The 26,568-nt window shown below is 44.1% G+C and carries 31 protein-coding genes, 1 pseudogene, 1 riboswitch and 1 other annotated feature; of the genes and pseudogenes, 13 read left to right on the forward strand and 19 right to left on the reverse strand.

Annotation, left to right across the window (positions count from 1 at the left end):
* Position 1: 1 nt before the first annotated feature.
* The gene (locus D4T97_RS12670) at positions 2 to 547 is read right to left on the reverse strand and encodes an NUDIX hydrolase (RefSeq protein WP_126051115.1); all 546 of its coding nucleotides are present in this window, start codon (positions 545 to 547) and stop codon (positions 2 to 4) included.
* A gap of 72 nt (positions 548 to 619) precedes the next feature.
* Between D4T97_RS12670 and mciZ the strand changes: the two genes are divergently transcribed.
* From mciZ to D4T97_RS12690, 4 genes are all read left to right on the forward strand, one after another.
* Positions 620 to 754 carry a Z-ring formation inhibitor MciZ gene (mciZ, locus tag D4T97_RS12675; RefSeq protein ID WP_126051116.1) on the forward strand — a complete coding sequence of 45 codons (135 nt, stop codon included), beginning with the start codon at positions 620 to 622 and terminating at the stop codon, positions 752 to 754.
* A gap of 48 nt (positions 755 to 802) precedes the next feature.
* Complete coding sequence (locus tag D4T97_RS12680) at positions 803 to 1,726, forward strand: aldo/keto reductase (RefSeq protein ID WP_126051117.1); 924 nt, start codon at positions 803 to 805, stop codon at positions 1,724 to 1,726.
* Positions 1,727 to 1,959: 233 nt separating this feature from the next.
* Positions 1,960 to 2,045: riboswitch (cyclic di-GMP riboswitch) on the forward strand.
* A 17-nt stretch (positions 2,046 to 2,062) separates the two neighbouring features.
* Positions 2,063 to 2,188: an anti-repressor SinI family protein gene (locus D4T97_RS12685; RefSeq protein ID WP_126051118.1), complete on the forward strand. Its 126-nt coding sequence runs from the start codon at positions 2,063 to 2,065 to the stop codon at positions 2,186 to 2,188.
* A 92-nt stretch (positions 2,189 to 2,280) separates the two neighbouring features.
* Positions 2,281 to 2,601 (forward strand): helix-turn-helix domain-containing protein, encoded by a 321-nt coding sequence (locus tag D4T97_RS12690; protein WP_126051119.1) that lies wholly within the window; start codon positions 2,281 to 2,283, stop codon positions 2,599 to 2,601.
* A gap of 83 nt (positions 2,602 to 2,684) precedes the next feature.
* On the opposite strand, the gene sipW is transcribed toward D4T97_RS12690, so the two are convergent.
* The 4 genes and pseudogenes from sipW to D4T97_RS12705 all read right to left on the reverse strand — a co-directional run bounded on the left by sipW (position 2,685) and on the right by D4T97_RS12705 (position 4,757).
* Positions 2,685 to 3,248 (reverse strand): signal peptidase I SipW, encoded by a 564-nt coding sequence (gene sipW, locus D4T97_RS12695; RefSeq protein WP_126051120.1) that lies wholly within the window; start codon positions 3,246 to 3,248, stop codon positions 2,685 to 2,687.
* Positions 3,245 to 3,880, reverse strand: coding sequence for a hypothetical protein (locus D4T97_RS12700; RefSeq protein WP_235872245.1), 636 nt, complete (start codon positions 3,878 to 3,880; stop codon positions 3,245 to 3,247). Before D4T97_RS12700 ends, sipW begins: the two co-directional genes overlap by 4 nt.
* 48 nt (positions 3,881 to 3,928) lie before the next feature.
* Positions 3,929 to 4,012, reverse strand: a pseudogene (locus D4T97_RS21110) (hypothetical protein); the annotation flags it as partial.
* A gap of 151 nt (positions 4,013 to 4,163) precedes the next feature.
* Positions 4,164 to 4,757, reverse strand: coding sequence for a CalY family protein (locus D4T97_RS12705; protein WP_126051122.1), 594 nt, complete (start codon positions 4,755 to 4,757; stop codon positions 4,164 to 4,166).
* Between the two features lie 238 nt (positions 4,758 to 4,995).
* Here D4T97_RS12705 and D4T97_RS12710 point away from each other — a divergent pair, with 238 nt between their 5' ends.
* Together D4T97_RS12710 and D4T97_RS12715 are read left to right on the forward strand one after the other, a co-directional pair.
* The gene (locus D4T97_RS12710) at positions 4,996 to 5,325 is read left to right on the forward strand and encodes a helix-turn-helix domain-containing protein (protein ID WP_126051123.1); all 330 of its coding nucleotides are present in this window, start codon (positions 4,996 to 4,998) and stop codon (positions 5,323 to 5,325) included.
* Positions 5,326 to 5,346: 21 nt separating this feature from the next.
* Positions 5,347 to 5,478 (forward strand): anti-repressor SinI family protein, encoded by a 132-nt coding sequence (locus D4T97_RS12715; protein ID WP_126051124.1) that lies wholly within the window; start codon positions 5,347 to 5,349, stop codon positions 5,476 to 5,478.
* Positions 5,479 to 5,572: 94 nt separating this feature from the next.
* Here D4T97_RS12715 and D4T97_RS12720 read toward each other — a convergent pair whose 3' ends face one another.
* The 3 genes from D4T97_RS12720 to D4T97_RS12730 are packed head-to-tail and all read right to left on the reverse strand — an operon-like array spanning position 5,573 to position 8,159.
* Positions 5,573 to 6,235, reverse strand: a complete 663-nt coding sequence (locus D4T97_RS12720) for a CoA transferase subunit B (protein WP_126051125.1) — start codon at positions 6,233 to 6,235, stop codon at positions 5,573 to 5,575.
* Between the two features lie 16 nt (positions 6,236 to 6,251).
* Entirely contained in the window at positions 6,252 to 6,941 is a 690-nt protein-coding gene (locus tag D4T97_RS12725) for a CoA transferase subunit A (protein WP_126051126.1), read from the reverse strand.
* Positions 6,942 to 6,965: 24 nt separating this feature from the next.
* Complete coding sequence (locus D4T97_RS12730; protein WP_126051127.1) at positions 6,966 to 8,159, reverse strand: acetyl-CoA C-acetyltransferase; 1,194 nt, start codon at positions 8,157 to 8,159, stop codon at positions 6,966 to 6,968.
* Between the two features lie 205 nt (positions 8,160 to 8,364).
* Between D4T97_RS12730 and D4T97_RS12735 the strand changes: the two genes are divergently transcribed.
* The 3 genes from D4T97_RS12735 to D4T97_RS12745 all read left to right on the forward strand — a co-directional run bounded on the left by D4T97_RS12735 (position 8,365) and on the right by D4T97_RS12745 (position 11,224).
* Positions 8,365 to 9,018: a 5-bromo-4-chloroindolyl phosphate hydrolysis family protein gene (locus D4T97_RS12735; protein ID WP_126051128.1), complete on the forward strand. Its 654-nt coding sequence runs from the start codon at positions 8,365 to 8,367 to the stop codon at positions 9,016 to 9,018.
* Positions 9,015 to 10,196: a toxic anion resistance protein gene (locus D4T97_RS12740; RefSeq protein WP_126051129.1), complete on the forward strand. Its 1,182-nt coding sequence runs from the start codon at positions 9,015 to 9,017 to the stop codon at positions 10,194 to 10,196. The genes D4T97_RS12735 and D4T97_RS12740 overlap by 4 nt, the downstream gene beginning before the upstream one ends.
* Positions 10,197 to 10,327: 131 nt before the next feature.
* On the forward strand, positions 10,328 to 11,224 hold the full coding sequence (locus D4T97_RS12745) for a hydroxymethylglutaryl-CoA lyase (RefSeq protein WP_126051130.1): 897 nt from the start codon (positions 10,328 to 10,330) through the stop codon (positions 11,222 to 11,224).
* Here the strand turns inward: D4T97_RS12745 and D4T97_RS12750 are convergent.
* On the reverse strand, positions 11,221 to 11,541 hold the full coding sequence (locus D4T97_RS12750; protein ID WP_164525570.1) for an iron-sulfur cluster biosynthesis family protein: 321 nt from the start codon (positions 11,539 to 11,541) through the stop codon (positions 11,221 to 11,223). The genes D4T97_RS12745 and D4T97_RS12750 overlap by 4 nt on opposite strands.
* A 96-nt stretch (positions 11,542 to 11,637) precedes the next feature.
* Between D4T97_RS12750 and D4T97_RS12755 the strand changes: the two genes are divergently transcribed.
* Positions 11,638 to 11,838, forward strand: coding sequence for a CDGSH iron-sulfur domain-containing protein (locus tag D4T97_RS12755; protein WP_126051132.1), 201 nt, complete (start codon positions 11,638 to 11,640; stop codon positions 11,836 to 11,838).
* A gap of 553 nt (positions 11,839 to 12,391) precedes the next feature.
* On the opposite strand, the gene D4T97_RS12760 is transcribed toward D4T97_RS12755, so the two are convergent.
* The 7 genes from D4T97_RS12760 to D4T97_RS12790 form a co-directional block, all read right to left on the reverse strand.
* A complete protein-coding gene (locus tag D4T97_RS12760; protein ID WP_126051133.1) occupies positions 12,392 to 13,342 on the reverse strand; it encodes a hypothetical protein in 951 nt (316 codons plus the stop codon).
* On the reverse strand, positions 13,296 to 13,841 hold the full coding sequence (locus D4T97_RS12765) for an RNA polymerase sigma factor (RefSeq protein ID WP_126051134.1): 546 nt from the start codon (positions 13,839 to 13,841) through the stop codon (positions 13,296 to 13,298). The genes D4T97_RS12760 and D4T97_RS12765 overlap by 47 nt, the downstream gene beginning before the upstream one ends.
* A gap of 160 nt (positions 13,842 to 14,001) precedes the next feature.
* A complete protein-coding gene (locus D4T97_RS12770; RefSeq protein WP_126051135.1) occupies positions 14,002 to 15,399 on the reverse strand; it encodes a purine-cytosine permease family protein in 1,398 nt (465 codons plus the stop codon).
* 772 nt (positions 15,400 to 16,171) lie between these two features.
* Positions 16,172 to 16,504, reverse strand: a complete 333-nt coding sequence (locus D4T97_RS12775; RefSeq protein WP_126051136.1) for a YolD-like family protein — start codon at positions 16,502 to 16,504, stop codon at positions 16,172 to 16,174.
* A 30-nt stretch (positions 16,505 to 16,534) separates the two neighbouring features.
* Positions 16,535 to 17,746: a Y-family DNA polymerase gene (locus D4T97_RS12780; protein WP_235872251.1), complete on the reverse strand. Its 1,212-nt coding sequence runs from the start codon at positions 17,744 to 17,746 to the stop codon at positions 16,535 to 16,537.
* A 406-nt stretch (positions 17,747 to 18,152) separates the two neighbouring features.
* Entirely contained in the window at positions 18,153 to 18,953 is an 801-nt protein-coding gene (locus D4T97_RS12785) for an SDR family NAD(P)-dependent oxidoreductase (protein ID WP_126051313.1), read from the reverse strand.
* Positions 18,954 to 18,966: 13 nt separating this feature from the next.
* The gene (locus D4T97_RS12790; RefSeq protein WP_126051137.1) at positions 18,967 to 19,920 is read right to left on the reverse strand and encodes an MBL fold metallo-hydrolase; all 954 of its coding nucleotides are present in this window, start codon (positions 19,918 to 19,920) and stop codon (positions 18,967 to 18,969) included.
* Between the two features lie 172 nt (positions 19,921 to 20,092).
* Positions 20,093 to 20,308 (forward strand) — a binding site (T-box leader).
* Between the two features lie 124 nt (positions 20,309 to 20,432).
* Here D4T97_RS12790 and proC point away from each other — a divergent pair.
* Positions 20,433 to 21,260 carry a pyrroline-5-carboxylate reductase gene (gene proC / locus D4T97_RS12795; protein ID WP_126051138.1) on the forward strand — a complete coding sequence of 276 codons (828 nt, stop codon included), beginning with the start codon at positions 20,433 to 20,435 and terminating at the stop codon, positions 21,258 to 21,260.
* 79 nt (positions 21,261 to 21,339) lie between these two features.
* The gene (namA, locus tag D4T97_RS12800) at positions 21,340 to 22,356 is read left to right on the forward strand and encodes an NADPH dehydrogenase NamA (protein ID WP_126051139.1); all 1,017 of its coding nucleotides are present in this window, start codon (positions 21,340 to 21,342) and stop codon (positions 22,354 to 22,356) included.
* A gap of 377 nt (positions 22,357 to 22,733) precedes the next feature.
* Here the strand turns inward: namA and rnz are convergent, their stop codons facing one another.
* Complete coding sequence (gene rnz / locus D4T97_RS12805) at positions 22,734 to 23,651, reverse strand: ribonuclease Z (protein ID WP_126051140.1); 918 nt, start codon at positions 23,649 to 23,651, stop codon at positions 22,734 to 22,736.
* Between the two features lie 55 nt (positions 23,652 to 23,706).
* Here rnz and D4T97_RS12810 point away from each other — a divergent pair, with 55 nt between their 5' ends.
* A complete protein-coding gene (locus D4T97_RS12810) occupies positions 23,707 to 24,216 on the forward strand; it encodes a YueI family protein (RefSeq protein WP_126051141.1) in 510 nt (169 codons plus the stop codon).
* On the opposite strand, the gene D4T97_RS12815 is transcribed toward D4T97_RS12810, so the two are convergent.
* Together D4T97_RS12815 and D4T97_RS12820 are read right to left on the reverse strand one after the other, a co-directional pair.
* Positions 24,217 to 25,431: a DNA polymerase IV gene (locus D4T97_RS12815; protein WP_126051142.1), complete on the reverse strand. Its 1,215-nt coding sequence runs from the start codon at positions 25,429 to 25,431 to the stop codon at positions 24,217 to 24,219.
* Between the two features lie 14 nt (positions 25,432 to 25,445).
* Positions 25,446 to 26,567: a M20/M25/M40 family metallo-hydrolase gene (locus tag D4T97_RS12820; protein WP_126051143.1), complete on the reverse strand. Its 1,122-nt coding sequence runs from the start codon at positions 26,565 to 26,567 to the stop codon at positions 25,446 to 25,448.
* Position 26,568 lies beyond the last annotated feature (1 nt).

A 26,568-nucleotide genomic window follows, 5' to 3' on the forward strand; every position in this document is an offset into this window, starting at 1 on the left:
ATTATTTTTTCTCCATCAATTGCAAATATTGAACTGCAAATACAGTTTTTGCATCATAAATCCTTTCATTTTTGATGCATTCAAGTGCTTCTTCAAGTGAAATTTCAACCAACTCAACAAATTCATCTTCATCCCCATCAGCCGGATTATCCAATGCTTCCAATTCTGTCGCCAAGTAAATATGAATGATTTCATTGGCGAAGCCTGGTGACGTGTAAAAGGAAGTGATATATTCCATTTTACCTGCCCGATAGCCGGTTTCTTCTTCCAGTTCCCTTTCCGCCGTAACCGCAGGCTCTTCCCCCGGCTCCAATTTCCCGGCTGGAATTTCAAGCAGGGATCTTTCCAACGGCTTCCTGTACTGCTCAACCATGACGATTTTTTTTTCGTTTGTCAGGGGAATCAAGGCAACGGCGCCAGGATGCCTGACGATTTCACGACTAGATCTTTTGCCATCAGGAAGCTCCACCTCATCCACTTGTACGCTGATGATTTTCCCGTCAAAGATTGGTTTCATACCAACTGTTTTTTCTTCGAATTTATTCATCGTATTCAGCTCCCTGTTCTATTTCAATTGCAGATAATCATACATTTTACCATACATCGGGGAGGGATCACGATGAGAGTGAATATAAGTGAAAACCGCTTTGTTTTAACAGGAAAGGCATGGGAAATCCAAGCACTGCTTAAAAAGTATGCCAAGCAGCACAAGCTTGTAAAAGATTGGCTGGACTCTTGCACAATGATTGAATAGAATGGGCACCTTCAGATAAAATAGGAAAAAAAGAAAAGCGGGGTTTATATGGAAAAACGGAAGCTGGGAAAATCAGACTTATTTATAACCAAGATGGGGCTAGGCTGTATGTCACTTGGAACAGATTCGGCCAATGCTGAAAAAATAATTAAAACTGCACTTGACGAAGGAGTCAACTATTTTGATACGGCTGATTTATACGATTATGGGGTAAACGAAGAAATCGTAGGAGAAACTCTCAGAGCAGTCCGCGATCAAGTGATAGTTGCTACAAAAGTGGGAAACCGCTGGACTGATAAGAAGGATGGCTGGGATTGGGACCCATCTAAAAAACATATAAAAGAGGCGGTTAAAAACAGCCTCAGGCGTCTACGCACTGATTATATCGATTTGTACCAGCTGCATGGGGGTACCATTGAAGATCCGATCGATGAAACAATAGAAGCTTTTGAAGAGTTAAAATCTGAAGGACTGGTCAGACATTACGGGATCTCCTCCATTAGGCCTAATGTTATTCGGGAATATGCAACCCGCTCCTCAATTGTCAGTGTTATGATGCAATATAGTTTGCTGGACCGCCGCCCAGAGGAAGTCATGCCCCTACTTACGAAAAATGAAATAAGCATCGTGTCAAGAGGCTCCGTTGCCAAAGGCTTATTAAGTGATAAAATGCTCGGAGTCAAAGAAAATCAATGGGAAGGGAAAGAATATCTCGATTATTCTTCAAACGATATCAAGGAGCTCATCGAAAGTATCCAGGCTAAACTTTTAGATGATAAAAGATCGCTGAATGAATTGGCATTTCAATTCAATTTGTCCCACAAAGCAGTGGCTGCTGTTGTTGTTGGAGCAAGCACGGTTGAGCAGGTGAAAGATAATGTACGTGCAGTCAACTCCCCTGCCTTATCTAAAGAGGAGTTGGCCCTTTTAGAGCTTCTAACAAAGGAAAGTCGCTATTCGGCACATCGCTGAATTAATCGTTCGTCAATCTTTTAGCTTTTTTCTAACATTTCAGCATATATTTTACAAGCTCGTTCAAGTATAATAGTAATATCGAATCATAAATTCCTTACAATTGATTTTTTTAGGGGTATATCGACACCATATCCTTTAAATCGATTCTAATTTAAGAGATTCTACCACTCTTCGACACCAACATTTTTTTCAGGACTATGACTTTAGAAGCGCCTATACTTAGATACACTTAGCGAAAAAGGCAAATCTGTTCGAAAGGCAGAGACGCAAAGCCACAGGCCTAAGGTTAAATAACTAGGGCAGCTGGGTTACCCGTATCTATGGGAGGTAACGATGAAAAAGTCAGTCGTAATGAGACCAGAAAAGCTTGATGAAGAGTGGGTAGAGCTCATACTCCATGCATTGGGTGCAGGAATCAGCCCCCAGGAGATCAAGGAATTTTTTCGAAAATCTCAGTAGTACATAATAATGACCCTGTAAATCAGGAATTTTGCTCTATTAATAACTTTGCAGTGTATGTTATAATGGGCAAAGAGTAGGTGACTGTGTAAATGATTGGTCAACGAATTAAAGAGTATCGTCTGCAAAAAAAAATATCCCTTTCCGAATTGGCCGAACGAGCTGGGATTGCCAAATCATATTTGAGTTCAATCGAACGCAATATCCAGTCGAACCCCTCCATTCAAATTTTGGAGAAGCTTTCATCTGTCCTTGATGTGCCGGTCCATGTTCTGCTTCACGGAGAAACGGGTGAAATTGAATTGGACCACGGTTGGGAAGAACTCGTCCGCGAAGCGATGTCTTCCGGTATTTCTAAAGAAGAATTCCGTGAGTTCCTGGAATTCAATAAATGGAAAATGAAGAATAAATAAACGCTCCGTGACGATCTGTCTGGGCGTTTTTTATTTTTTCTACAATTAAAAAACGGGAAGAACAGTCATACTGCTCTTCCCGCTCATGTAGTCTTTTTGATTGCTTTCTCCTTCGGTTCCAGCTGTCTAATCGCACTAAAGATCGTAAAGCCAGAGTAGCCCAATAGCAAGAGTCCCGGAAGGATGAGCATCAGCGCGCTCCCCTCTTTTGACTGCGCATAGCTGACGAAATATCCCACATATGGAACAGTGACCCCTGTATACTCTGCAACAACATTTTCTGAAAGTACAGGCTCCGTGTCAGCAGCATTGTTATTATCCCCTTTTGTCGTGTACGTCACTTGCTCTCCGCTTTTGTTCACTTCAGTGACCCTGTGGGTAACTAGTGTATTCTCATCTTGCATGAATGTGATGACATCGCCTTCTTTAAAGCGAGTGAAGTCACCGCCAGGCTTAACAGCTATCACGGAGCCCGTTTTTATTCCCGGTTCCATGGAACCGGACAGAACTGATTTCAGCTGGTAGCCGAAAAACTGGGGTTCTCCGCCGGCTGCTTTTGAAGATATAACCAAAAACAGCATTAGGATAAACACAAGGAATAACACGGCGCTAATTGTATTGCTGATGATTTTCCAAACGAGTTTCATTCTTCTCCATCCTTTACAGAATTAGAATTTGACGGCTCCTCCTTAGCAGGTGCTTCAGGGGCTCGTAGAGGATCCGGGTTAGGCTCTGGCACAGGTGTTGGTGTTGGGGTTGGAACAGGCTCTTGACCCTTTGGCTTATTATCATTGCCGTCTGGCAGATTTGGATTATCTGGCTGATCAACTGGCTTCGATGGTTCATTTTGAGTTGGTGGGCCATCCTGTTTTGGTGTATCTTTATCTTTTTTCTCATTGTTTTCAGGTTTGTTATCTTGCTTCTCTTCCTTTTGAGGTTTTTCTTTATCCGATGGCTCTTGTGATTCCTCAGTTGTATTCTCTTCTTCGATTACCTCGTCTTCGGGCTCTTCCTTTTCACATGTGACAGTAATTTTCTTTAAGAATTCACTTGGATGTTTTCCTTCTTGATAAGCTTTGAATGTATAACTTCCAGGTTCTCTAGCTTTAAATTTTAAAGTTACACTTTCTCCAGACTTTAACCTCTTTATTTTGTTTGAACCTGCGGGCCCTTCTTCAATTTTCCAATATCCTTCTTCAGTTTCATATTTTCCTTGATTTGTAAACTTTGCTTCTATTTCTGTATTCTTATCGCAGCTTTCAATTTCTTCATTCCCCACAGATAAACTGACATCGGTTTGCTTCCACGGAACAGGCCATTTACCGGCTTCAATCGTCCCTTCTATCTCCTCCGAACTCGTAAACCCAGCAAAAGTGGGTGAAACGAGAGTGATAGCCGCAAAAACGGACATATACCAAAATGCCGTAGCTTTCCCTGCTCTTATCAATTTCTTGTTTCTATTGCCGTGTGTTCTCTGCCGCGATTTTCTAATAGAGCCCACCTCCCGTAATCAGGCTTTGGTGAAGTATTTAGAGAAAGGCGGGAGGTCCCGCCTTTTTATATTATTTGAGTGGTGAACCATCCATTTGATATGCAGTAAAGTCCCAAGTTAACTCAAGTTCATCCCCTTGGAATTTATTCTGATCATGATCGTTATCTACAAATTCAAACTGGACAGCAAGATTATGTGTCTGACCCGGTTTTAAGCCACCATTGCCAAATAGTTTGTCAATGAACAATTGCTTAATGACATCTGGGTTTTCATTTTTAAGAGCCGCTAGTGTCGTTGTATGAATCGGTGTACTTAATTGATTAACATTCGTCAAGAAATTCACTCGAATATGTTCTCCGAAATCCTCTCCCGCATTATCACCTTTTGTATCAGTTACTTCATATGAAGTTTCAAGACCAACAGTTTTAATATCCAATGATCCATCATTCTTCAATTTAAATGTTCTAAGCATGGAATCTCCCGGCTTGATTTTAGATACGTTAATAATTTCTTGAGGGTTTAAAGTCAAGTCCAATGTACCCGCTGCAAACGTGTTAGCTGAAGTTTCCGTATCACTAAAATACGCAAACGTTCCTCCCCCTACTAATGCAATCCCCAATGCCGCCGACGCTACTCCCATACCCAGCTTCTTTTTGATACTCATACTAATCTCCTCTTTCCCTTTATATTTTCCCTTTCGTTCTTTTTAACGAATGGACTGAATTGAGTATAGTACAAACGGGCTATTTATTAAAACTTCAAATTCTGCCGAATATTCTCAATTAAGAACATAAAACTCCATCAAACAAACTTTTCCTTCTTTTTCCTCATTATTTTGCAACTTTATCAAGAACAATATGTTTCTTATAATGAACACATAGGTTGAAAGGTGGTAATGTTATGTGATCGGGCTGCATATTAAAGAACTCAGAGAACAAAAAGGATACTCTCTTTCCAAACTCGCCGATAAGGCTGGCATATCAAAGTCCTACCTTAGCTACATCGAAAGGGACATGCAAAGAAATCCCTCACTACAAGTTCTCTCCAAAATTGCCCATCCTCTAGGGGTAACCGTAGAACAGCTTTTACAGGAGAGCGTGCAAAAGGAGTTCAAACTGGATAAAGAATGGCAAATGCTTGTGCAAAAAGCAATACAGGCAGGAATGAGAAAAGAGGATTTCCTTGAATACTATCAATTCATTCAATTTAAAAACCGGAATAAAAAACGATGAACTCATTGAGGAGGGCCGCAGGTGAGCCAATATAAAGGGGGCAGCAAACATTTCGATAAAGTCGACTATGAATGGGTATTACTGATGAAAGAGGCAAAGCGGTTAAACATTAAAATAGAGGATATTCGTTCATTTTTAAGAAGAAAAAACTGAGCAAGTGTCGTTAAGGAAAGGCAGAGAGTATAATTGATATATTAAAATACCATAAAGACTAGAGGGCTTGGCGGAAAAAACCAAGCCTTCTATTTTAATAGGCATCCATGATTGCATTCTCACTGACACGCAGCTCAGGTTCCGTTGATTGCTTAATATCATCAACTGAATATCCTTTTGCCACTTCTTTTAGCACAAGTCCCTTTTCCGTTACATCTATCACCGCTCGGTCAGTGATGATCCGGTCTACGACCTGCTTACCCGTCAACGGAAGGACACATTGGTTTAATATTTTTGGATCGCCGTCTCTATTGACATGCTCCATGATCACGATGATTTTTTCCGCACCATGGACAAGGTCCATCGCCCCGCCCATACCTTTTATCATTTTACCAGGGATCATCCAATTGGCGAGGTCGCCGTCCTTTGAAACTTCCATTCCACCCAAAATGGCCAAATTTACATGCCCTCCACGAATCATTGCAAACGACTCTGCACTGTCAAAATAGGCAGCCCCCGGAATAGCGGTCACGGTCTCTTTACCGGCGTTGATTAAATCGGCATCGACCTCCAACTCCGTCGGATATGGCCCGATGCCAAGAAGCCCATTTTCCGACTGAAGCACCACTTGCTTATTATCTGCAATATAATTGGCCACCAGAGTCGGCATACCAATGCCAAGGTTTACATAATATCCGTCCCGGATTTCCTTTTCTGCTCTTCTCGCTATCTTTTCTCTTACAGCAGCTTTACTCAATTTGACAACCTCCCTTCTACGAACTTACTGTCCTTCTCTCTATCCGCTTCTCGAGATCACCTTGTATCAGGCCTTGAACATAAATACTCGGAGTATGAATGCAATCAGGATCCAGTTCACCAATGTCCACAAGATTTTCTACCTGCGCTATGGTCACTCTCCCTGCTGCTGCAATCATCGGATTAAAGTTCCGAGCAGTCTTTTGATAGACGAGATTGCCCATCTTGTCTCCTTTCCAGGCGTTCACCAGGCTGAAATCGGCTGTCAGTGCCTCTTCCAAAACATATTCCTTTCCATTGAACTCCCGGATTTCCTTCCCTTCCGCAATCGGCGTGCCAACTCCTGCCGGGGTATAGAAAGCCGGAATTCCTGCACCGCCAGCACGGATTTTTTCAGCAAGCGTCCCCTGAGGGGTCAACTCGACTTCAATTTCTCCCGCCAATACCTGTCTTTCAAATTCTTTGTTCTCCCCTACATATGAACCGATTATTTTCTTTATCTGCTTGTTTTGAAGAAGAAGTCCGAGCCCCCATTCATCCACGCCGCAGTTATTCGAAATGACCGTTAAATCTTTTACACCCTTATCCACAAGCGCCATAATCAGATTTTCCGGTATTCCGCAAAGGCCAAATCCCCCAACCATTAGGGTAGATCCATCATGGATATCGGCTACCGCATCCTGAAATGTCGCAAAAAACTTCTTCATGCCGGCCTAACCTCCCAGATTGTATTATTGTCCTGCCAGTTCAACGATGGTCGCCACTCCTTGACCTCCGCCGATGCAAAGCGTAGCAAGCCCCCTCCTCGCCCCTCTCCTCTTCATTTCATGCAGGAGTGTAACCAGGATTCTTGCTCCACTCGCTCCTATTGGATGCCCGAGTGCGATTGCCCCTCCGTTTACATTCAAGAAGTCCTTATTAAAATGCAATTCCCTGTCCACCGCGAGCGATTGGGCTGCAAATGCCTCGTTTGCTTCAATGAGGTTTATATCTTCCATGGACAATCCGGCCTTATGCAGGGATTTTTTCACCGCAGAGACAGGCCCGATTCCCATGATGCTCGGATCAACAGCAGCATTGGCATTCGCAGTGATAAAAGCAAGTGGATCAACGCCGAGCTCTTCAGCTTTTTTTCTTGACATGACAACCACAACAGCAGCTCCGTCGTTGATGCCTGATGAGTTTCCTGCAGTGACACTTCCGTCTTTTTTAAAAGCGGGTCTTAAACCTGCAAGCTTTGCAGCAGTCGTACCTTTGCGCGGATATTCGTCCGTATCAAAAATAATCGGCTCGCCCTTTCGCTGCGGAATCTCAATCGGGACGATCTCCTCTTTGAACTTCCCTTCCTCAATGGCTTTCACTGCTTTTTCCTGGCTCAATGCCGCAAATTCATCCTGTTCTTCTCGGCTGATGTCATACTTTTCACATAAGTTTTCAGCTGTGACACCCATATGATAGTCGTTAAATACACAGGTAAGGCCATCGCTCGTCATGCTGTCAACAAGCTTTTGATCGCCCATCTTAAAGCCTTCCCTGGCATTTTTTAATAAGTACGGTGCCTTAGACATGTTTTCCATCCCGCCGGCAACAATAATTTCTGCATCTCCTGACAATATGGCCTGGGTGGCCAGATGAACAGCCTTCAATCCAGACCCGCACACTTTGTTGATCGTCATCGAGGAAACGCTTTCAGGAATGCCGGCTTTTATTGCCGCCTGCCGCGCCGGGTTTTGTCCCAATCCTGCTTGGAGAACGTTCCCCATAATGACTTCCTCCACATCCTCCGGTCTAATTCCCGCCTCCTTCAACGCTCCCTTAATGGCTATTGCACCCAGTTCGGAAGCCGGCGTATTTTTTAGCGTACCCATAAAACTCCCAATTGCCGTGCGTACGGCACTGACAATCACTACATCCTGCTGACCCATATGTTTACCCTCCTTTGAATATGTCTACTGTAACTTTTCGTGAAAAATTGCAAAAAACCTTCTTTTTAACCAAGCGATCAGCGATAACCTACACTCTTTGTACTTTCATTCATCCCTGGAATTCCTTATAATGAAAGATAATGAAACTTCTTTGTATGACAAACGTATTAGAGATAAAGCAAGTAGGGACAGGAGTGAATCCAGCTTGAAATCAATTTTGTCTTTTTTTCTGGGAATGTTTGCAACTGCCGAAGCAGTTCTTATATGGCTTATATTGTTTTTGGGATTTGATATGGGTTTCTTCGAATCTTCGGGCATATCAGCCCTGGCCGGTCTCGCTACATTCTTTGGAGTCAAGTTCGTTTCGGACTATCGGTTTTTAAAAAAGAACAGGCTGACCAGAAAAGAATACGCCTACATTCAAAAAAACCTGCAGGAAGCCAAAAGGAAGATAGCCCGCCTGCAAAAGTCATTTTTATCAGTCAGAACGATGGGAGCATTCAAACAGCTGTATGAATTGAATAGGCTCGCCAAAAGGATGTACGCCATCGTCAATAAAGACCCGCGCAGATTTTACCAGTCGGAGCGCTTTTTCTTCTACCATCTTGATTCTGTTGTGGAAATATCCGAACGGTATGCGCGCCTGGCTTCCCAGCCGGTGAAAAACGATAATATTTATCTTTCATTGAAAGAAACGCAAAGTACACTCGAAGACTTGAACGAGTCAATCAAAAAAGACATATATCACGTATTGTCTTCGGATGTGGATGATTTGCAATTCGAATTGGATGTCGCAAGACATTCTTTGAAGAAGCTTGAATATCACCCTCTTGACGACGAAAGGAGTACAAAAGAATGAGCGAACCAATGAACGAAAAAGTGTTAAAAGACGATTTCACAAGCGGATTGGATGACTTGCTTGCCAATCCGTTCGGAGAGCAGGAGCTCGCATTGCAGCCACAATTGGCGGAGGAGCCTTCTGCTCCGAAACCGGTAAAGCTTGTGGACGCCCTGCCGGAAGAAAGCAAAAAGAGGGCATTGGATCTTGCAAAGCAAATTGATCCCGCCAACCATCAGGCGATCATTTCATATGGTACGCAGGCGCAATCCCAGCTGCTGAATTTTTCAAGCTCCATGCTCGACCATGTTCAAAATAAAGATATCGGTCCAATTGGCGATGTTTTAAATGATCTGATGAGTAAGCTGAAATCTATCAACCCGGAAGAATTGTCACCGGAAAAGAAGAACTTTTTCTCTAAAATGTTCGGCAAGATTTCCAACTCCATTCAGGAAACGATGTCAAAATATCAAAAAACAGGCGCCCAGATTGATCGGATCAGCATCAAGCTGAACCAATCAAAAGATGTGCTCCTCTCGGATTTACAGATGCTGGAACAATTATATGAAAAAAACAAGGAATATTTCCATGCATTGAATATTTTCATCGCTGCTGGCGAGTTGAAGATTGAAGAGATGCGGACAGAGACCATTCCGTCATTGAAGAAAAAAGCGGAAGCTTCAGGGGATCAAATGGCATATCAGGATGTTAATGACATGATCCAATTTGCCGACCGTCTTGAAAAAAGATTATATGACCTGAAGCTGAGCAGACAAATTACAATTCAAAGCGCTCCGCAAATCCGAATGATTCAAAATACGAATCAGGTGCTGGCTGAGAAAATTCAGACGTCAATCATGACAGCCATCCCGCTCTGGAAAAACCAGATTGCGATAGCCCTTTCCCTTTTCCGCCAACGGCAAGCAGTCGAAGCGCAGAAGCAGGTTTCGAAAACAACGAACGAATTATTGCTTAAAAATGCCGAAATGCTTAAATCCAATACATTGGAAGCTGCCCGTGAAGGTGAACGCGGTCTTGTGGATATAGAAACATTGAAGAAAACACAGGCAAACCTGATTTCCACACTGGAAGAAACGATTAAAATCCAGCAGGAAGGCCGGTCAAAACGTGCACAGGCTGAGCAGGAACTGGTGACAATGGAAAACGAATTAAAGCAAAAGCTGCTTAGTTTAAAATAAAGGAAAAAACGCCTGATCCCTGATATTCTAAAGGAACATGTGTCACAACTTATAAAAGTATTTATTTTGAGAGATCAACAAAGAGAGCCGGACAGCTGAGTCCGGCTTTTCTTATCTAAGGAGGATTTTCATTGAATTTACCGAAAAAAGCAACGATCATTGAAGTGGGTCCACGGGATGGCCTGCAAAACGAACAAAAATTTGTAGATACCGAAGTAAAAAAGGAATTCATCCGTCAACTGGCGTCATCGGGAATCAAAGAGATGGAAATCACTTCTTTCGTTTCTCCTAAATGGGTACCGCAAATGCGTGATGCTGCTGAAATCGTACACGCGTCTCCCGCCGGAGTCAGGAATATTGTACTTGCGCCAAATCGCCGGGGGATTGACAGAGTCCTGGAAACTTCCTCAAAAGCGGTTGCGGTATTTGTAGGTGTCAGCAACACTTTCAATAAAAAAAATATAAATAAGTCAACAGAGGAAAGCCTAAAAGAGTTGAAGCCTATCATTTCTGAACTGAAAGAGAAAGACTTTTTCGTGCGGGCATGTATATCTACTGCCTTTTACTGTCCTTATGAGGGAAAGGTAGTGGAATCTGATACAATATCGCTTTGCCGTGAGTTTGCGGAAGCAGGTGCAGATGAACTGAGTGTCGCAGATACCATCGGGATGGCGGTGCCGACAGAGTCATTTTCACTTTTCTCGAAACTCAAAAAAGAGCTGCCTGGCACGTTGATCGCTGCACATTTCCACGATACGCGAAAAACTGCCTTGGCAAATATTTTTTCCGCACTCCAAGCGGGCATCGACCGTTTTGACACGTCCGCAGGCGGACTCGGCGGCTGTCCTTTTGCTCCGGGAGCGACCGGCAATGTGGCAACAGAGGATGTCGTATACATGCTGGAACGCATGGGTGTTGAGACCGGGGTTGATCTCGATGAGCTGAAAAAAGCAATTGATTTGGTCGCCCCTGCCGTCTCCCGGCCGATTACCACCGGCTATTACCAATTGTCGGGAAAGCCAAACTAATCGAGCAGGCTCATCCTGCCGTTCAGGATTTCATTGGGGCTGGCAAGTTGGAAGGCATGGTTTTTCTCAGAGAAATCTATTTCAAGTTCATCATCTAAAAATACCAGCTTTGACTGCTCCACTCTGACAGGCATTTCGTTCGTTTCCACCGCTATCTCATCGCTTTCCCTTTCCTGCTTGTCCATCAGCCTGAGAATGGGAATGCCGCTGAGAGAGCAGCCGTCGATTTCATACATCAGTTTCAAATCCAAGTCTCTCCCAGCAAGCTTCTTTATAATTTGTTCTGTTGCTTCAGGAGTAAAATTAATGTTCACCATATTGTTCATCCTCCCTATTATTTTTCATGCGTGTTTGTTTTTCCATTTGAAGCCGCATACTATTTATTGATTGAATTTTTAGAAGGAGGTTATCAAATGGAAAATAAAACTCAGATTAAAGTGATGGATAACGGTCCATACCGGGTTGCGGGAAATTTTGAGCTGATTGATGCCGAAGGCAATGCATTTGAAACGAAAAATATGATTTCTTTATGCAGATGCGGCCTGTCGGACAAAAAGCCTTTCTGTGACGGTACACATAAAGGGAAGTTTGAATCCTGCGTCAGAGCGGAATAATTACAAAAGCGCAAGCGCCTGTTCATCGACTTACAGACTGAGCCGAAATGCGGAAACGCCTTGGTCAGCCCCGACAAGCATAAGACGATTCCCGAGGAGGCAGGACTTCAGCCGCCACAGGGAATTGGCTTATGACCTCGAGGGGCTAGGCGTTGCAGCTAGACAGGAGTGCCTTCGACGAGATAAAGGAAACACGGCGACGAAGGCCGCCTCAGGGCGCCACGTCCTGTGGCTTCGGTGGCACTAGGACGTCCTGTCCGTCGGAGCCGATGTTGACTTATCGTAGGAAAGCTGCTGATTTCATACACATCATGAGAAACTTCTGCGAATAATCTTCGTTGAGCTTTGCGACGAGGTNTCATACACATCATGAGAAACTTCTGCGAATAATCTTCGTTGAGCTTTGCGACGAGGTAACAAAACCTCCTCGAATAAACTATGCCTTGGAGCACCAAAAGGAGGAAGTCTGCTAGTCGATAGGCGCTGGAGCTGGACGAGAGTAAAATTCTATCTCCATAAAGGAACCTAAACGAGAAGCACACAGCTTCTCGTTTTAATTTTCGAAACTACCTGTCTCTTCTCCATCAATTTTCAACTTCCAAATCCCTTTTTCCGGAAATGACAGTTTCCCACCATATAAATATATAGGATTGTTCGTTGCACCATCAATGTGTTCGGTCTCTTGCACAAAAGTATGCTCCGACACCGTTTTTCCATTCTCATTTATTAATTGTACCTCAATTCTCTTTTTATCTTTCCTTGAACTTTCTATTATTATGTCTGTTTCTTTGCGAATCTCCATTTCTTTCGGGGATTTTTCAAGTGTGTAGTTCTCTGTTTTTGGGAATGGAGGCAGGACTTCTAGTGAAAACTGATCAAATAATTGGCCATCCACATAAAACGATAGCTGCCATAGCCCTTCCTCAGTAAAAGGTGTAAATTGCGTCAATACATGAGCATCGTCCCCATTAAGTCCCGTTGACAAGATTCCATGTGATAATAGTATACTTTCGTTATTGTTTGCCGCTTCTATCTCGTATTCTTTCCCGGCAAGCTCCTCAGGATTTCCCCAAAAGAAGATCATCAGCTTTGCAACCCTCCTGGGATCTTCAGCAACGAAATGATCAAAGGTGTTTAAAATCCCGAGCTTCCCTTTAATTCCGATGACTTCCTGCTTCGTATCCGGGAGAATAAACGCCTGCCCTTTCGGTATACTTTCAAGGTCTGTAAAACTTTCGGCCTTGTCTTCCATTGAGGACTCCATCTGAATGGATTGACTCTCCTCCTTGGCTGTTTCGCTGCCAAGTCCTCCTTCAAAGAGTGAGAAAGCAAATATCATTAAAATAGCTGAAAAAGAGATAATTGCTGCTGCCGGTTTAAGGCTCTTCCTTTGATGAGTACGATTCTGTTGCAGTTTCAATAATATATTTTGCTGTTGCTCTTTCGTTAATGAATATTTAGGAAGGCTCTTTAGACTTTCTTTGATTTGCTCCGTTTCCCTCAAGATCAAACCCCTCCTCTTGTAAAATGTCCTTCAATTTTTTCAATGCACGGTGATAGGCTACGTTCACACTGTTTGAACTGCAATTTAATATTTCAGCAGTTTCATTGGATGATAATTCTAAAATCCCCCGCAATATCACCACTTCTTTTTGCTGGGGAGAGAGCTTATCAATGGCATCATATAATTGCTGCTGTTCCTGGCTTTGGATGATGATTTCCTCCGATCCAGGGACATGCGCACGATCCGCGATGAAATAATGCTTGATCCTCTGCCATACTTTCTTTCTTCTGTAGCGGTCTATCACAATATTTCTTGCAATGGCTATAAGCCAGGTTTTCGGATGGGAGTTCCCCTTGAATTTGGAAAATTTATTCATCGCGATTACAAAGGTATCCTGCACCAGATCTTCCACATCTGTAAATCCCGTATAGTATATAAGGAAGCTTGTAATATCCCTTTCATATTTCTCAAACCAGTCTTCAATCGAATATTCCTTCACACCGTCCCTCCTCTCCTTTACATATTAGACGATTATGGATCGATTACCTTACATTTTTTCATAAAAAGTTAAAGTGGGTTTTTGAAGGGATTTTTGGAGGATAAAATGGAAAATGAAGAACGCGGAGATGATAGCTATCCCCGCGTATACATCTTTCTATTTAATTCGCTTTCGGCATTTCTGCTGTTGCTTCTTTTTTAAGATAATATTTTCCTCGGGTCGCAATTGCCAATACAATCGTCAAGACGAAGGCCAAAATCCCTGCGAAGAATGCAGCGAACGCTTCCAGGAAACTGCCCATTAGCCCAAAAGCAGCCATTGTTCCAATCACACTGGAAACAATAAGGGAAATAACCCCGACCGGATTCCAGGCGTATAAGTATTCTTGACGGTATTCGAAATAATTCGGACCAATTTTCAAAACTTTTTTAACAACAAATGCATCGCAAATGACGATCGCTGCCCAGGCAAGTAAGAATACTCCTTGGAATGTCAGCAAGGGACCGAGATAATCCAGAACTCCGGCTAACATACAGACGACCGCTGCCGTGGCTGTAAAAAACACCCAGAAGTTCCTGCCCGGTTTGAAACGAAATACATTTTCAAAGAAGTTGGCCAGTGAAAGTGAACCACTATACAGATTTGTAATATTAATGCGCAATTGTGTAAGTATCGTAAATAAAGCCCCAAAAATTCCAATCAATTGTACAAAATAGATTCCCGGGTTTTCCTGCATGAAGCGGGCACCAAACCAGATGCCGATCAGTCCCATTATAAAGAAGCAGACAAGAGCCGGGACGAATCCTACCATAAAGACACCCATTTTAAATTGACTCGGTTTGATAAAACGGGCGTAATCAGAAATTAGTAATGCAATAATTCCTACCAGACCATTCATGATACCGATACAAGTAATAAGCGATGCTCCGCCGACTGCCATCCCTTCCGGAAGCACTCCCCAAAGACTCCCTACGTATGCAGGCTCAAGCCTTGCGGCTACTACCATTCCAGCCCCCAGCAAAATAACAAACAAAGGCAGTGTCCACTTTTGCAGCTTATCAAGCTGCTTCACGCCAAACCAGTTAAATGGAACAACCGCAAATCCGAAAAATACCATTAAGGCCCAAACAGGAATTCCCGGAATATATTCATGAACAGCATATGCCATGATGGCCCCTTCGATGGCACAATACATAATGAAATTCAATGCGTAGATCAGGGATGTAATCGACGCTCCGATATATCCGAAGCCTCCTCCTCTTGCCATCAAATTTACATTCAGCCCGGATTTTCCAGCAACATAAGCAATTCCTATTCCCAGAACACCAGCCACGATCGTAGCATATATTTCGGCAAGCAAAGCATTCACCGCTCCGAAACTCACGGTCATCAAACTTCCCATTTGCATAAACAGCATCGCTGTTGCTACGCCGAGGGTCACATTGGTGATGCTCCACCAGTTCATCCGGTAATGTTCCGGCACCCGTTCTAACGCGTAATCTTCTTTTTTCTCTTTATTTTCTACAATCTTTCCCTCATTTTTAATTACTTCCGCCACACTTTTTACCCCTCTCTTATTTCATTTCATCCCAGTATCCGACGGGAAATCCCTCTTCATAAATCAATTTCCTGCGAACAACTTAAAAGTTTGTGTATTTTCCCAATCCCCCTTTGCAGATTAGCAACCGCTTACATCATTGGAGATACCTGCTCTCCCTTGATGAAATTACATATCGCAAAAACCGTACCAACTTAAGACATAAGACCTAAATTTTCTATAAAAAGTGACAGAAACCTTTTATTTATCTGATAAAAAAGGAGGTAATTTGTAAATTTGGCTGCGTGGCGACTTTCTTTTTTAAGGGGAAATTCGTTCATTATTGCAAGTCTTTTTTCATTCTTGCAAAGTATCGAAAGCTTTTAAAGTTAGAAAGTGAAATTCGAGAGGGTGAAATTAAAGAAAAGAAACAGATAAAGAAAAGCGCAAGACGCGCAGCCTTAGGCGACAAGCAGATGGAGGTAGCTCTTCAGTCACCATAGCAAAGCCACTGATTTCACTTACATCGTGAGAGTCATCACCGAATTTGCTTCATGCGGCTTTGCGGCGAGGAAAACATGCACTCCACCAATACGCTGTGCCGCAGGAGTATAATCATCCTGGATTATCTTCCTTGCTGCTTGTGACCTCGAGCTGCTGGTGCTTGGCCGTCTGTCCGTCGGGACATAAAAGCATCCTTGTTTGAAGAGAAAATTAGGGGTAATTTTATTCTTACTTTGGCTTTAAAAAGGCGGAAACTTTGTTTTAGATTCCTTTTCAAGCTACAGTGTGTCTAATCAATCATCCGAATCTGGCCGATATTTTTCAATGAAATCCGCCGTGCGTTCCCCGACTGATCAATGACCCGGAATTCTTTTTGCAAATCATCGAAGTAGTGGATTGTACCTGTTAATTGCGCGAAGCGATTCGCTTCAAAATATGTAATCGAGACTGCCTTGCCTAATTCCATTGCTTCTGCTGCCGTTTCATCTAGCATTTCAAGCTTTTGCTCATCCAGCTGTTTTTGTTCCATCCAAGTTTCTTCTTCCGCCCACTTTCGGAGCATTTTGACATGCTCCGGAAGCATCAGTGAATTCCATTTGATTCTGCCGCGGTCCCGAATCATCTTGCCTTCCCCCTTCACTTATAACAGGTGTCATGCCTTGTGTCCCCCGACAAGCGAGGCTCTTTTCCTTGTTGTTCCCGCTTCGGTATAGGAAACCGCCCGAAGCAGGGAAGCCGCCCCATGCCGGCGGCGGATTCGATCCATTACGTAGCCAAGTTCTCTCTTACGCTCTTTGTCCGGCTCAAACAAGCTGAGCTGGAGCAGATGATCATCAACAATGTTTGATAGAGAAACGGAAATTTGCCGCACAGTCTTTCCCGTATAGTGAGTTTCAAACAGTTCTCGGCACACCTTGTAAATCTCCATTGTTATATTTGTTGGCTCTTCAACCGACTTCGAGCGAAGGAATCCGCCCCCAAGCTCTTTTTCACTGTAGCCGATCCCGAGGCTGACCGTCCTTCCCGCTTTTCGATGTTCCCGTGCCCGCCGCGCCACTTCTTCACACATTTCCAAAATCACCGTGATAATCTCATTCTTCTCTTTATAATCGCGCAATAAAATCTGGCTTTTTCCAAAACTGATCTGCCCATCCATGATGGGAGCCCCCAGTTCCGACAGATCAACTCCCCATGCGTGGTAATATAGTTGCGTTCCCATAATTCCAAACTTTTTTTCAAGTGCTTGAAGATCGTAAAATGCAAGCTGCCCGACTGTAAAAATCCCCAGATTGTTCAGCCGCCTTTCCATCCGCCGGCCGATCCCCCACATTTTCCTTAGCGGGGAGATTGGCCACAGCTTTTCAGGCACATCTTCATAGGCCCATTTAGCGATTCCTGTTTTTTTTGCCTCCAAATCGAGGCACAGCTTTGACAGCAGCATGTTGGGCCCAATGCCGATGGAGCAAGTAAGCTGGAATTCGCGCATCAGGTCATCCCGGATTTTTTCAGCGGCTGTGATTGCATCCCCCCATAGATGACCCGTACCATTAAGCTTAATAAAGCTTTCGTCAACGCTGTATACATGAATCTCGTCTACGGGAACATAGCGGTGCAGCAGCCTGGTAATTTCGGTCGATATCCTTAGGTAGGTGCCCATTTTCGCTTCCACAAGCCTAATGCGGGAATCATTTGGAATTTCAAACAGGCGCGACCCCGTTTTGATACCGAATTCTTTTTTCATTCGAGGAGAGGCAGCCAAAACAACGCTTCCGGACTGTTGCAAGTTCCCGACGACTGCAAGATGACATTCCAGTGGATCAAGACCGTTCATCACCGCCGCGCAGCTTGCATAAAAACTCTTCATATCAATGCACAATATATCGGCGTTCGGCAGCCGGCTATAATCGACACTCAATCTCTTCCCCTCCTCAGAACAAATGCGCAAGCGCCTGTTCATCGACGTACAGACTGGAGTGACTCCAACGAGATAAAGGAAACACGGCGACGAAGGAGCCGATGTTGACTTATCGTAGGCGGAGGCGCGAAGTCTGCTAGTCGATAGGCGCTGGAGCTGGACGTAGAATAATCCGATTAACAAGTTATCCATGAGCATAGAGTTTTATAGTTAAATGACAAAAAGGAACACTCGTTCCCATTATATACACCTTTCAATACATTATTCAATGGAATATTCAGGAAGCCCTCTCCGAGACAATATAAAAACACCCTTCCTTTCCATGAAAACTGGAACAAGAAGGGTGTGGCGAGCTTTACTTTTTTAAAAAAGCTTTTTTACCGAGGCGCTCAACAAGCTTGGGAAATAAAGCATACAGAATGCTTCCGGCATTCATCCAACCAGGCAGATTGATTTCCCTGCTGTTTGTCAGCATAGCAGCAACGACTTTTTCAGCTACCTTTTCAGTGGACAGTATATGGCGGCCCAAATTCTTAACATAGTTTCCGCTTGGATCCGCAAGATCAAAAAAACTTGTAGCCATCGGTCCTGGATTAACAGCCGTTACAAAAACGCCGGCATCGGCGAGTTCCATCCGCAAGCTGTTTGTGTAGCCAAGGACCGCATGCTTCGTCGCCGAATAAACACTTGATTTAGGAGTGGCGAGCTTTCCTGCCTGGGAAGAAACATTGATAATGTGGCCAAGCTTTCTCTTTTTCATGGAAGGGATCACTTCCTTTGTACATGCGATCAACCCTACAACATTGACCGCAAACATTCCCTGAACGTCCGGCAAAGTCACGTCTTTTGCCTCGGAAAATATTCCATACCCAGCATTGTTGACCAGTACGTCAACATGGCGCACCTCTTCAAAAATGGCCTGGAAAACAGCCGGAACATCCTCATGCGAAGAGAGATCAAGCTGCAAGTATCGGCAATCCACCCCGTGCTGTCCGCGGATTTTTTCGGCCATTTGGTCCAGCTTCCCCACGTTACGGGCAAGCAGGAACAGATTTGCCCCGCTTGCGGCACACTGGTAGGCCAGTTGCTCTCCCAGCCCTCCTGAAGCCCCAGTAATAACGACTGTTTTTCCTTTTAAACGTTTATTTCTTGTCATCTTTTTCTCTCCGTCATGCTGAAAAATATGCTGTACCATTATCATTTATTTTTTTTGTAACCAACTCATTTTCCAATAGATAATCAAGCTGTGCTGTCGTTTCGGACAATGTCAGGCCAAGCTGCTTTTCATAAACTGCTGGAAAAAGGATTTTAGTCAGTTCAAATGTTGTTACAGGCTGTTCCTTCAGAATCTCCCGAACTTGCATGGCCCTGTCATGCTGTCTGGTCAGCCGGCGTTCAATGAGTTCGTGCGCCTTTTTCACCTCGGCGCCATGGCCCGTATAGACCTTGCTAATATCCACATCAAGCATTTTTCGGAGCGACTCGTTATATTGAAGCTGGGGCTTCGGACGCTTATTTCCGGGATGGATCGAAGGCTCAAGCAACGGGTTGGATGAAATCGTTGCAAGAATATGATCCCCGGCAATCAAAACTCCGTCTTCCTCTCTATAAAAAGCCAAATGGCTTTGCGCATGCCCTGGTGTTTCGAAAACTGTCCAATTTTCTAAACCCGGAACTACATCCCCTTCTTCAATTTCATAAGTGAGTGCCCGCTTAGCCGAAAAACGCAAAGGGGCTTTCAAGGCCGCAAGCATTCTTTCAAAATCGCCCTCCATACCGAATTCCGTGAACAACTGGCTATAAAATTGATCATAGCCTTCAAAAAAGCTTTTGTCTTTTTCAAGCCATGGACGTACGTAAGGATGGCCGTAAACTGGAATTTCTTCCGGCATCAATTCCAATAGCCCCACATGATCCGGATGATGGTGCGTCAAGACGACTTGTTCAATATCCCTAGGTTCAAAGCCTATTTCTTTCAGTTGCTTTTGGAATGCATCCCAGGCTTCTTCGGTTTTTACACCTGCATCAATCAAAGTCAGGGTGTCCCCTTTGACAAGATATACATTAACGTCTCCTACAGCAAATGGTGTTGGCAAAACAAGCTTGAAAATTTTTTCGTCCATACCTAATCCCTCAACTTCGTTATTTTGAAAAAAGAGTTCATAATACAAGCATGTATAGTTTATCGATTATTGCATATAATGTCATTATATTTGAATAGAAATGGGGGTTTGTTCTTCCAAACCCCTTGACATTTTTGCAATCTGTCAGCATAATCATATATAAAATTGAGTTAAAAAAGCGATGATCGGGATCAGTAGATAAGCAAATGATGAAAGAGATTGGAGTCCAGAGGCTGGAAGACTCCATCATCCCCTATCTTATCGAACCTGCCCAAGTGAGCTGTCGGTAAAAACTGACCGTCCCCCTGCGTTACAGGGTTTTGAGATAGTTGCATCTTTTGCAGCTAATAAAGGTGGTACCGCGAAAGTTAACCCTTTCGTCCTTTGAGGATGAAAGGTTTTTTTGTTTTTAAGGCTGCTAAACAATACTGTTGATTTCCGCTACCAACGATCTTGCTAAAAACAACAATAAAGTTTAACAGAGCCTTGTCTTAATAATGGAGGGAAAAAACATGAAGATTTCATTCATCGGGGCCGGATCCATGGCAGAGGCTATCATTGCCGGTTTAATTGAAAAAAATATTTGTCAGGGAGAAGACATTTTAGTCACCAACCGTGAAGACCGAACAAAATTGGAACAACTTGAACACCGTTACGAAATCCAATCTACGTATGACATGGATGAACTAATTAGAGATGCTGACATGGTCATTTTTGCAGTAAAGCCGAAAGATGCAGATGCCGCCCTTCAAAAAATCCAGCCATATATCCAACCCAGCACATTTTTCATATCAGTCATGGCTGGCATATCCATCTCATTTATGGAGGATAAATTGAAAGTATCATGCGCCGTCGCAAGAGCCATGCCAAACACATCTGCCAGCGTAGGCAAATCAGCCACGGCTATTTCATTCAATCATCATGTATCCGAAAATCAAAAACAGTTGGCGGAAACAGTGTTCTCATCTATCGGAATGACAGCCGTTGTCGAAGAAAACAAGCTCGACGCCATCACTGCCCTTTCCGGAAGCGGCCCGGCTTACATCTACTATGTTGTTGAGGCGATGGAGCAGTCCGCCGAAGAAATCGGCCTTGACGCAGGCATGGCAAAACAGCTTATTCTTCAGACGCTGGCAGGTGCTGCGGAAATGCTGAGCTCATCGGACCGCGAGGCCTCCGAGCTACGGAAGGCTGTGACAAGTCCGGGGGGTACAACGGAAGCAGGCATCAAGGTGCTTCAAAACAATAATGTCGAAGAAGCATTCATCAAATGTATCAAGGCTGCAGCAGAACAATCGAAGCGTTTGGGCCAAGTCCACGAATCGAAGCATCTGGTCTAAGAGCTGAAAGCTGGGGTCTTTCCGCTCCCTCTTGTTATAATAATGGGTGACAAGATGACGAAAGGGGATTTTTTACCGAATGGCTGTAAAATTGTTCGAACCGTATGAGATAAACAATGTAACATTAAAAAACCGTATTGTCATGTCGCCTATGTGCATGTACTCCTGCCATAATGAAGACGGCATGGTCAATGATTGGCATTACACCCATTATACGAGCCGTGCTGTGGGGCAAGTCGGCCTGATTATCGTCGAGGCCACTGCGGTCACTCCTCAAGGCAGGATCAGTCCGCAGGATTTGGGAATTTGGAGTGATGATCATGTAGAGGGATTGGCAAAGCTAGTCGGCATGATCAAAGACCATGGAGCTAAGGCAGGAATCCAAATCGCCCACGCCGGCAGGAAGGCTGAGCTCGAAGGTGAAATCTTGGCTCCTTCCGCCATCCCTTTCAATGAAAAAATGAAGACACCGAAAGAAATGAGTATTTCTGACATAACGGAAACGGTCAAAGCTTTTGGAAAAGCTGCCAAACGTGCCAAGCAGGCAGGATTTGACATTATAGAAGTGCACGGTGCACATGGCTATCTGATCAATGAATTCCTCTCCCCTCTCACAAACCATCGAACCGATGAATACGGAGGGTCGATGGAAAACCGTTATCGCTTCTTAAAAGAAGTCATCGCCGAGGTGAAAGCTGTTTGGGACGGCCCGCTTTTCGTCAGGGTTTCAGCCAATGACTATCTTGATGAAGGCTTGGATCCATCCCATTATGTGACGATGGCCAAATGGATGAAAGAAGAAGGTGTTCATTTGATCGATGTCAGCTCTGGAGCTGTTGCTCCGGCGAAGATTTCGACCTACCCGGGATATCAGGTGCCTTTTTCCGAAAAAATTAAACGGGAGGCGGCAATCGCGACCGGGTCTGTCGGATTGATCACCACGGGAATTCAAGCGGAAGAAATTTTGCAAAATAACCGTGCCGACCTAATTTTTGTGGCACGCGCCCTTTTAAGGGACCCATACTGGGCAAGGACTGCCGCTGAAGAACTGGGTTATGAAATCGAGCCTCCGATTCAGTATAAGCGTGGGTGGTAGAAGGAAAGGCGTAAGTGCTCCTTTAGCGACGTATAGACTGGAGCACTTTCGACGAGATAAAGGAAACACGGCGACGTAGGCAGGCTCAGGACGCGACATCCTGTCGCTTCGCTTGCACTAGGACTTCCTGTACGTCGGAGCCGATGTTGACTTATCGTAGGAAAGCCGCTAACTTGAAAGCCTCGTGTGATCATTCCTTGATTATGCATCATGGCTTTGCGACGAGGTGAGCTTCACTTCCCCGAATAGGCTGCGCCGCAGGAGTACCAGGAGGTGCGAAGTCTGTTAGTCGCTGAGCGCTGAAGCTGGACAACAGGAAACGCGTAAGCGCTCCTTTAGCGACGTACAGAATGAAAACAGCCATACCTTCATCCTAGCTAAGGTATGGCTATATTAGTGAAATCAGAAACTACTTTTGTATTCGGAAAAATAGACTGTGCTTCCTTTTCGAGTTGATCCCAATCCTCTTTTCCATATCTGGAGCTAATATGGGTCAGGCACAGCAAACGGGCGTTTGCATCCCGGGCAATGGCTGCGGCTTGAAGTGTGGTGGAGTGAAAGTATTCATTTGCCATTTCTGCGTTGTCGCCGGAAAAAGTGGCTTCATGGACTAACAGATCCGCATTTACTGAAAGCTTAACGGCATTTTGACAAGGTCGTGTGTCGCCTAATATGGCGAGAACACGGCCTTTTTGAGACGGTCCTACATAATCGCTTCCATGGATTGTTCTCCCATCCTCAAGCGTAACAGCCTCACCTGCTTTTAGCCGTTTGTATATAGGGCCCGGAGGGATTCCCTCTTCCCGGAGCTTATTTGCATCAAGTGCCCCCTGTTTGTCCTTTTCAGTAATCCGAAAACCATAGCTTGGAAGGGCATGATCCAAAAGTAAAGCTTCAACCGTAAACTGGGAATCTTCGAATATTGGACCATCATCAAATTCCATGATTGTAAGAGGATATCTCAAATGAGTCCCGCTTATTTTTAGCGACACCTCGAGAAATTGTCGAATCCCCTTCGGTCCATAAACAGTCAGCTCCGATGTGCCGCCTTGAAAGGAGCGGCTCCCCAATAATCCCGGCAAACCGAAAATGTGGTCTCCGTGGAGATGGGTAATGAATATTTTTTCGATTTTTCTCGGTTTTAATGACGTATGGAGAATTTGATGCTGCGTTGCTTCTCCACAGTCGAATAACCAAACAGCATTTCTCTCTTCCAAAAGCATTAAAGCCAATGCAGATACGTTACGCAGCTTTGCAGGAACTCCTGCGCCGGTACCCAAAAACAAAAGGTTCATCGGCTCACCCGCTTTCTATCTTTTCATTTACTTGCAAGGGGCTGCAAAGGCCCCTATGGCATTCACCCGGACTATTGCCGACGAATATATTATCCCGGAGGTGTTGCAGTTGAAACGCGCCAATCTTGAAGATTACCTGGAAAAAGGAATGTATGGCCCGAAACAGACAAAGATTGAAGAACGCAAAAAATTTCTCGGTACAATTAGGGAAAGGATTATCGTCGCGCTCACAAAGAGCCAGGTAATGGAGCCGGGTCTTTATCCAGAAGTTGAGAAACTGATGAACGAACATCCGAAATCCGTTCTCTTATTAAATGGCGAACTGGGCTACTCCTACTTGTCTGATTATATAAAAAAAGCACGCCAAAAGAAAATTCCCTTTTCTATCGTCAGGGATAAAGACCACTACACAGATATCGGGCTTGTTCTCACTTATCATCACGCCATAGATAAAAAAAACATTTATATTAATAAGGAACCTCAAAAATTTACAGCGATACCAAAGAAAAAAAAGAAAAAAAGGGCTCCCTTTTCTTTATTTAAACGCATATTCAAAAGAAAATAATCATGATTCCTTTTTATTTTCCGGATGGGACGCTTCAGCTCCAGTCTGCAGAATCGAAGGGCCGTATTTCTTCTTCATCTTTTTGATGGCGTCATACAGCGGCTCTTTTTTTGTTTCTTTTTCATAAGTGAATAGGCTCAGCTGCTCAAAAGCGTGATCTGCCTTTAGCAGATCCTGTCCGGTTATCCCCAAAAGCCTTACTGGATGTCCATTCCAGTTTTTTACAAAAAGAGATTTTGCAGCAATGAAAATATCACTGGCCTCGACGATTGGATTATCAAGCATTCGGCTTCTGGTAATCGTTTCATAATCTTTATATTTGATCATCACAGAAACATTTTTCGTTACATACTGTTTCCTTTTCAGCCTTGCTGTCACATTGGCTGAGAGCTTTTCCAATACGGATAGAAGTTCGGCTTGATTGGAAATATCCCTGGGCAAAGTAATCGAACTGCCAATGCTTTTATTCACAGCGGCGGCTTCCGGATCGACTTTCCGGGGGTCGATTCCATTTGCCCGTTCTTTCAGTTTGATTCCGCGGATGCCAATTGCTGTTTGAAGCTGCAAATCATTTGCATGTGCAAGATCTTTAATCGTTTTTACATGAATGGCTTCCAGCTTTTCCGCTGTTTTTTCACCAATACCATGCATTTCAATGGCAGGCAAAGGCCATAAAACAGCCGGGATATCCCTTTTTCTCAGTATCGTGATCCCAAGCGGCTTTTTCATGTCAGAAGCCATTTTTGCCAAAAATTTATTTGGAGCAATTCCGATACTGCATGGCAGATCAAGGGTGTTCAATAAATCCCGCTGAATCATTTCGGCTATTTGAACGGGGTTTCCAAGTTCCTGGCAATCCGTAATATCAACATATCCCTCGTCAATAGATACGGGCTCAACAAGTTTGCTGTACTTTCGCAAAAGGTCGAAAATAGCTCTTGAAATAAGTCGATAACGCTCGTGATCAGGTTGTTTTACGATGAGCTTCGGACAAAGCTTTTTCGCCTCCCAGAGCTGCATCGTCGTTTTAACTCCGTATTCCCGCGCTTCGTAGCTGCATGTGACGATGATACCTTTTCGTTGTTTGGCATCACCGGCAATCGCTAAAGGCTTCCCTTTTAAAGAAGGGTCATGCGCTATTTCCACCGATGCAAAAAAGCTGTTCATATCCACATGAAGAATTACCCGTCCGCTTTTCGGATAAAATTTCTTCATCTTTTCATCAATCCTTAATTGGCTGCCGTTTCTTCAATAAGTGCGACAACCATTTCAGTCAATTTGTTCAGTTCCTCGATTGGCATCCGCTCGTTCGTTGTATGGATTTCTTCATATCCGACACCCAAATTGACGGTAGGAATTCCGAACCCTGCAATGATATTTGCATCACTGCCACCGCCGCTTGCCAACAAACGAGGCTCTCGCCCCACCTTTTGAGCCGCTTTTTTGGCGATTTCTACAACATGGTCTCCATCAGAAAATTTAAAGCCAGGGTACATGACTTCTATTTCGACATCAGCGCTGCCCCCCATATCTTTTGCAGTTGTCTCAAAAGCCGCCTTCATTTTTTCAGTTTGGGAGATCATTTTTTCCACCACAAGTGAACGTGCCTCCGCCAATATATCAACACGGTCGGCAACGATATTCGTTGCTTTTCCACCTTCAAACCTGCCTATATTTGCTGTTGTTTCCTCGTCGATCCGGCCTAGCGGCATTTTGGCGATTGATTTGGCGGCAATGGTGATGGCTGATACCCCTTTTTCCGGAGCGACGCCTGCATGAGCCGTTTTTCCATGGATGACCGCTTTTACTTTTGCCTGGGTGGGAGCTGCCACAATGATATCTCCTACTGGCCCGTCACTGTCCAAAGCAAAGCCATATTCGGCTTTTACGAGTTTTGAATCAAGGGCTTTGGCGCCGACTAAACCGGATTCTTCCCCAACAGTAATAATGAATTGGATATCCCCATGCCGAATGTCATTTTCCTTCAAAGTCCTCACGGCTTCCAGCATGACAGCAAGCCCGGCTTTATCATCCGCACCCAAAATCGTCGTCCCGTCCGTTACTACATATCCATCTTTAATTGACGGGTTCACTCCGTTGCCTGGAACGACCGTATCCATATGGGAGGTAAAATAGATAGTCGCTACATTGTCCTTTGTTCCTTTTAGGGTACAGATTAAATTCCCGGCTCCATGGCCCGTCTGCTCCATCGTATCATCTTCGTACACTTCGACGCCGAGCCCTTCAAATTTTTCCTTCAGTAGTTTGGCAATATCCGCCTCGTTTTTTGTTTCCGAGTCTGTCTTCACCAATTCAAGAAATTCATCGAGCAATCGCTTTTCATTGATCATG

The sequence above is a fragment of the Siminovitchia acidinfaciens genome (genome assembly GCF_003605385.1).
Classification (GTDB): domain Bacteria; phylum Bacillota; class Bacilli; order Bacillales; family Bacillaceae_C; genus Siminovitchia; species Siminovitchia acidinfaciens.

Bases quoted from the DNA above. Each gene is read 5' to 3' on its own strand.
- D4T97_RS12670 (WP_126051115.1), bottom strand. From the start codon at position 547: ATGAATAAATTCGAAGAAAAAACAGTTGGTATGAAACCAATCTTTGAC.
- mciZ (WP_126051116.1), top strand. From the start codon at position 620: ATGAGAGTGAATATAAGTGAAAACCGCTTTGTTTTAACAGGAAAGGCA.
- D4T97_RS12680 (WP_126051117.1), top strand. From the start codon at position 803: ATGGAAAAACGGAAGCTGGGAAAATCAGACTTATTTATAACCAAGATG.
- D4T97_RS12685 (WP_126051118.1), top strand. From the start codon at position 2,063: ATGAAAAAGTCAGTCGTAATGAGACCAGAAAAGCTTGATGAAGAGTGG.
- D4T97_RS12690 (WP_126051119.1), top strand. From the start codon at position 2,281: ATGATTGGTCAACGAATTAAAGAGTATCGTCTGCAAAAAAAAATATCC.
- sipW (WP_126051120.1), bottom strand. From the start codon at position 3,248: ATGAAACTCGTTTGGAAAATCATCAGCAATACAATTAGCGCCGTGTTA.
- D4T97_RS12705 (WP_126051122.1), bottom strand. From the start codon at position 4,757: ATGAGTATCAAAAAGAAGCTGGGTATGGGAGTAGCGTCGGCGGCATTG.
- D4T97_RS12725 (WP_126051126.1), bottom strand. From the start codon at position 6,941: ATGAAGAAGTTTTTTGCGACATTTCAGGATGCGGTAGCCGATATCCAT.
- D4T97_RS12730 (WP_126051127.1), bottom strand. From the start codon at position 8,159: ATGGGTCAGCAGGATGTAGTGATTGTCAGTGCCGTACGCACGGCAATT.
- D4T97_RS12740 (WP_126051129.1), top strand. From the start codon at position 9,015: ATGAGCGAACCAATGAACGAAAAAGTGTTAAAAGACGATTTCACAAGC.
- D4T97_RS12750 (WP_164525570.1), bottom strand. From the start codon at position 11,541: ATGGTGAACATTAATTTTACTCCTGAAGCAACAGAACAAATTATAAAG.
- D4T97_RS12755 (WP_126051132.1), top strand. From the start codon at position 11,638: ATGGAAAATAAAACTCAGATTAAAGTGATGGATAACGGTCCATACCGG.
- D4T97_RS12775 (WP_126051136.1), bottom strand. From the start codon at position 16,504: ATGATTCGGGACCGCGGCAGAATCAAATGGAATTCACTGATGCTTCCG.
- D4T97_RS12780 (WP_235872251.1), bottom strand. From the start codon at position 17,746: ATGAAGAGTTTTTATGCAAGCTGCGCGGCGGTGATGAACGGTCTTGAT.
- D4T97_RS12785 (WP_126051313.1), bottom strand. From the start codon at position 18,953: ATGACAAGAAATAAACGTTTAAAAGGAAAAACAGTCGTTATTACTGGG.
- D4T97_RS12790 (WP_126051137.1), bottom strand. From the start codon at position 19,920: ATGGACGAAAAAATTTTCAAGCTTGTTTTGCCAACACCATTTGCTGTA.
- proC (WP_126051138.1), top strand. From the start codon at position 20,433: ATGAAGATTTCATTCATCGGGGCCGGATCCATGGCAGAGGCTATCATT.
- namA (WP_126051139.1), top strand. From the start codon at position 21,340: ATGGCTGTAAAATTGTTCGAACCGTATGAGATAAACAATGTAACATTA.
- rnz (WP_126051140.1), bottom strand. From the start codon at position 23,651: ATGAACCTTTTGTTTTTGGGTACCGGCGCAGGAGTTCCTGCAAAGCTG.
- D4T97_RS12810 (WP_126051141.1), top strand. From the start codon at position 23,707: ATGGCATTCACCCGGACTATTGCCGACGAATATATTATCCCGGAGGTG.
- D4T97_RS12815 (WP_126051142.1), bottom strand. From the start codon at position 25,431: ATGAAGAAATTTTATCCGAAAAGCGGACGGGTAATTCTTCATGTGGAT.
- D4T97_RS12820 (WP_126051143.1), bottom strand. From the start codon at position 26,567: ATGATCAATGAAAAGCGATTGCTCGATGAATTTCTTGAATTGGTGAAG.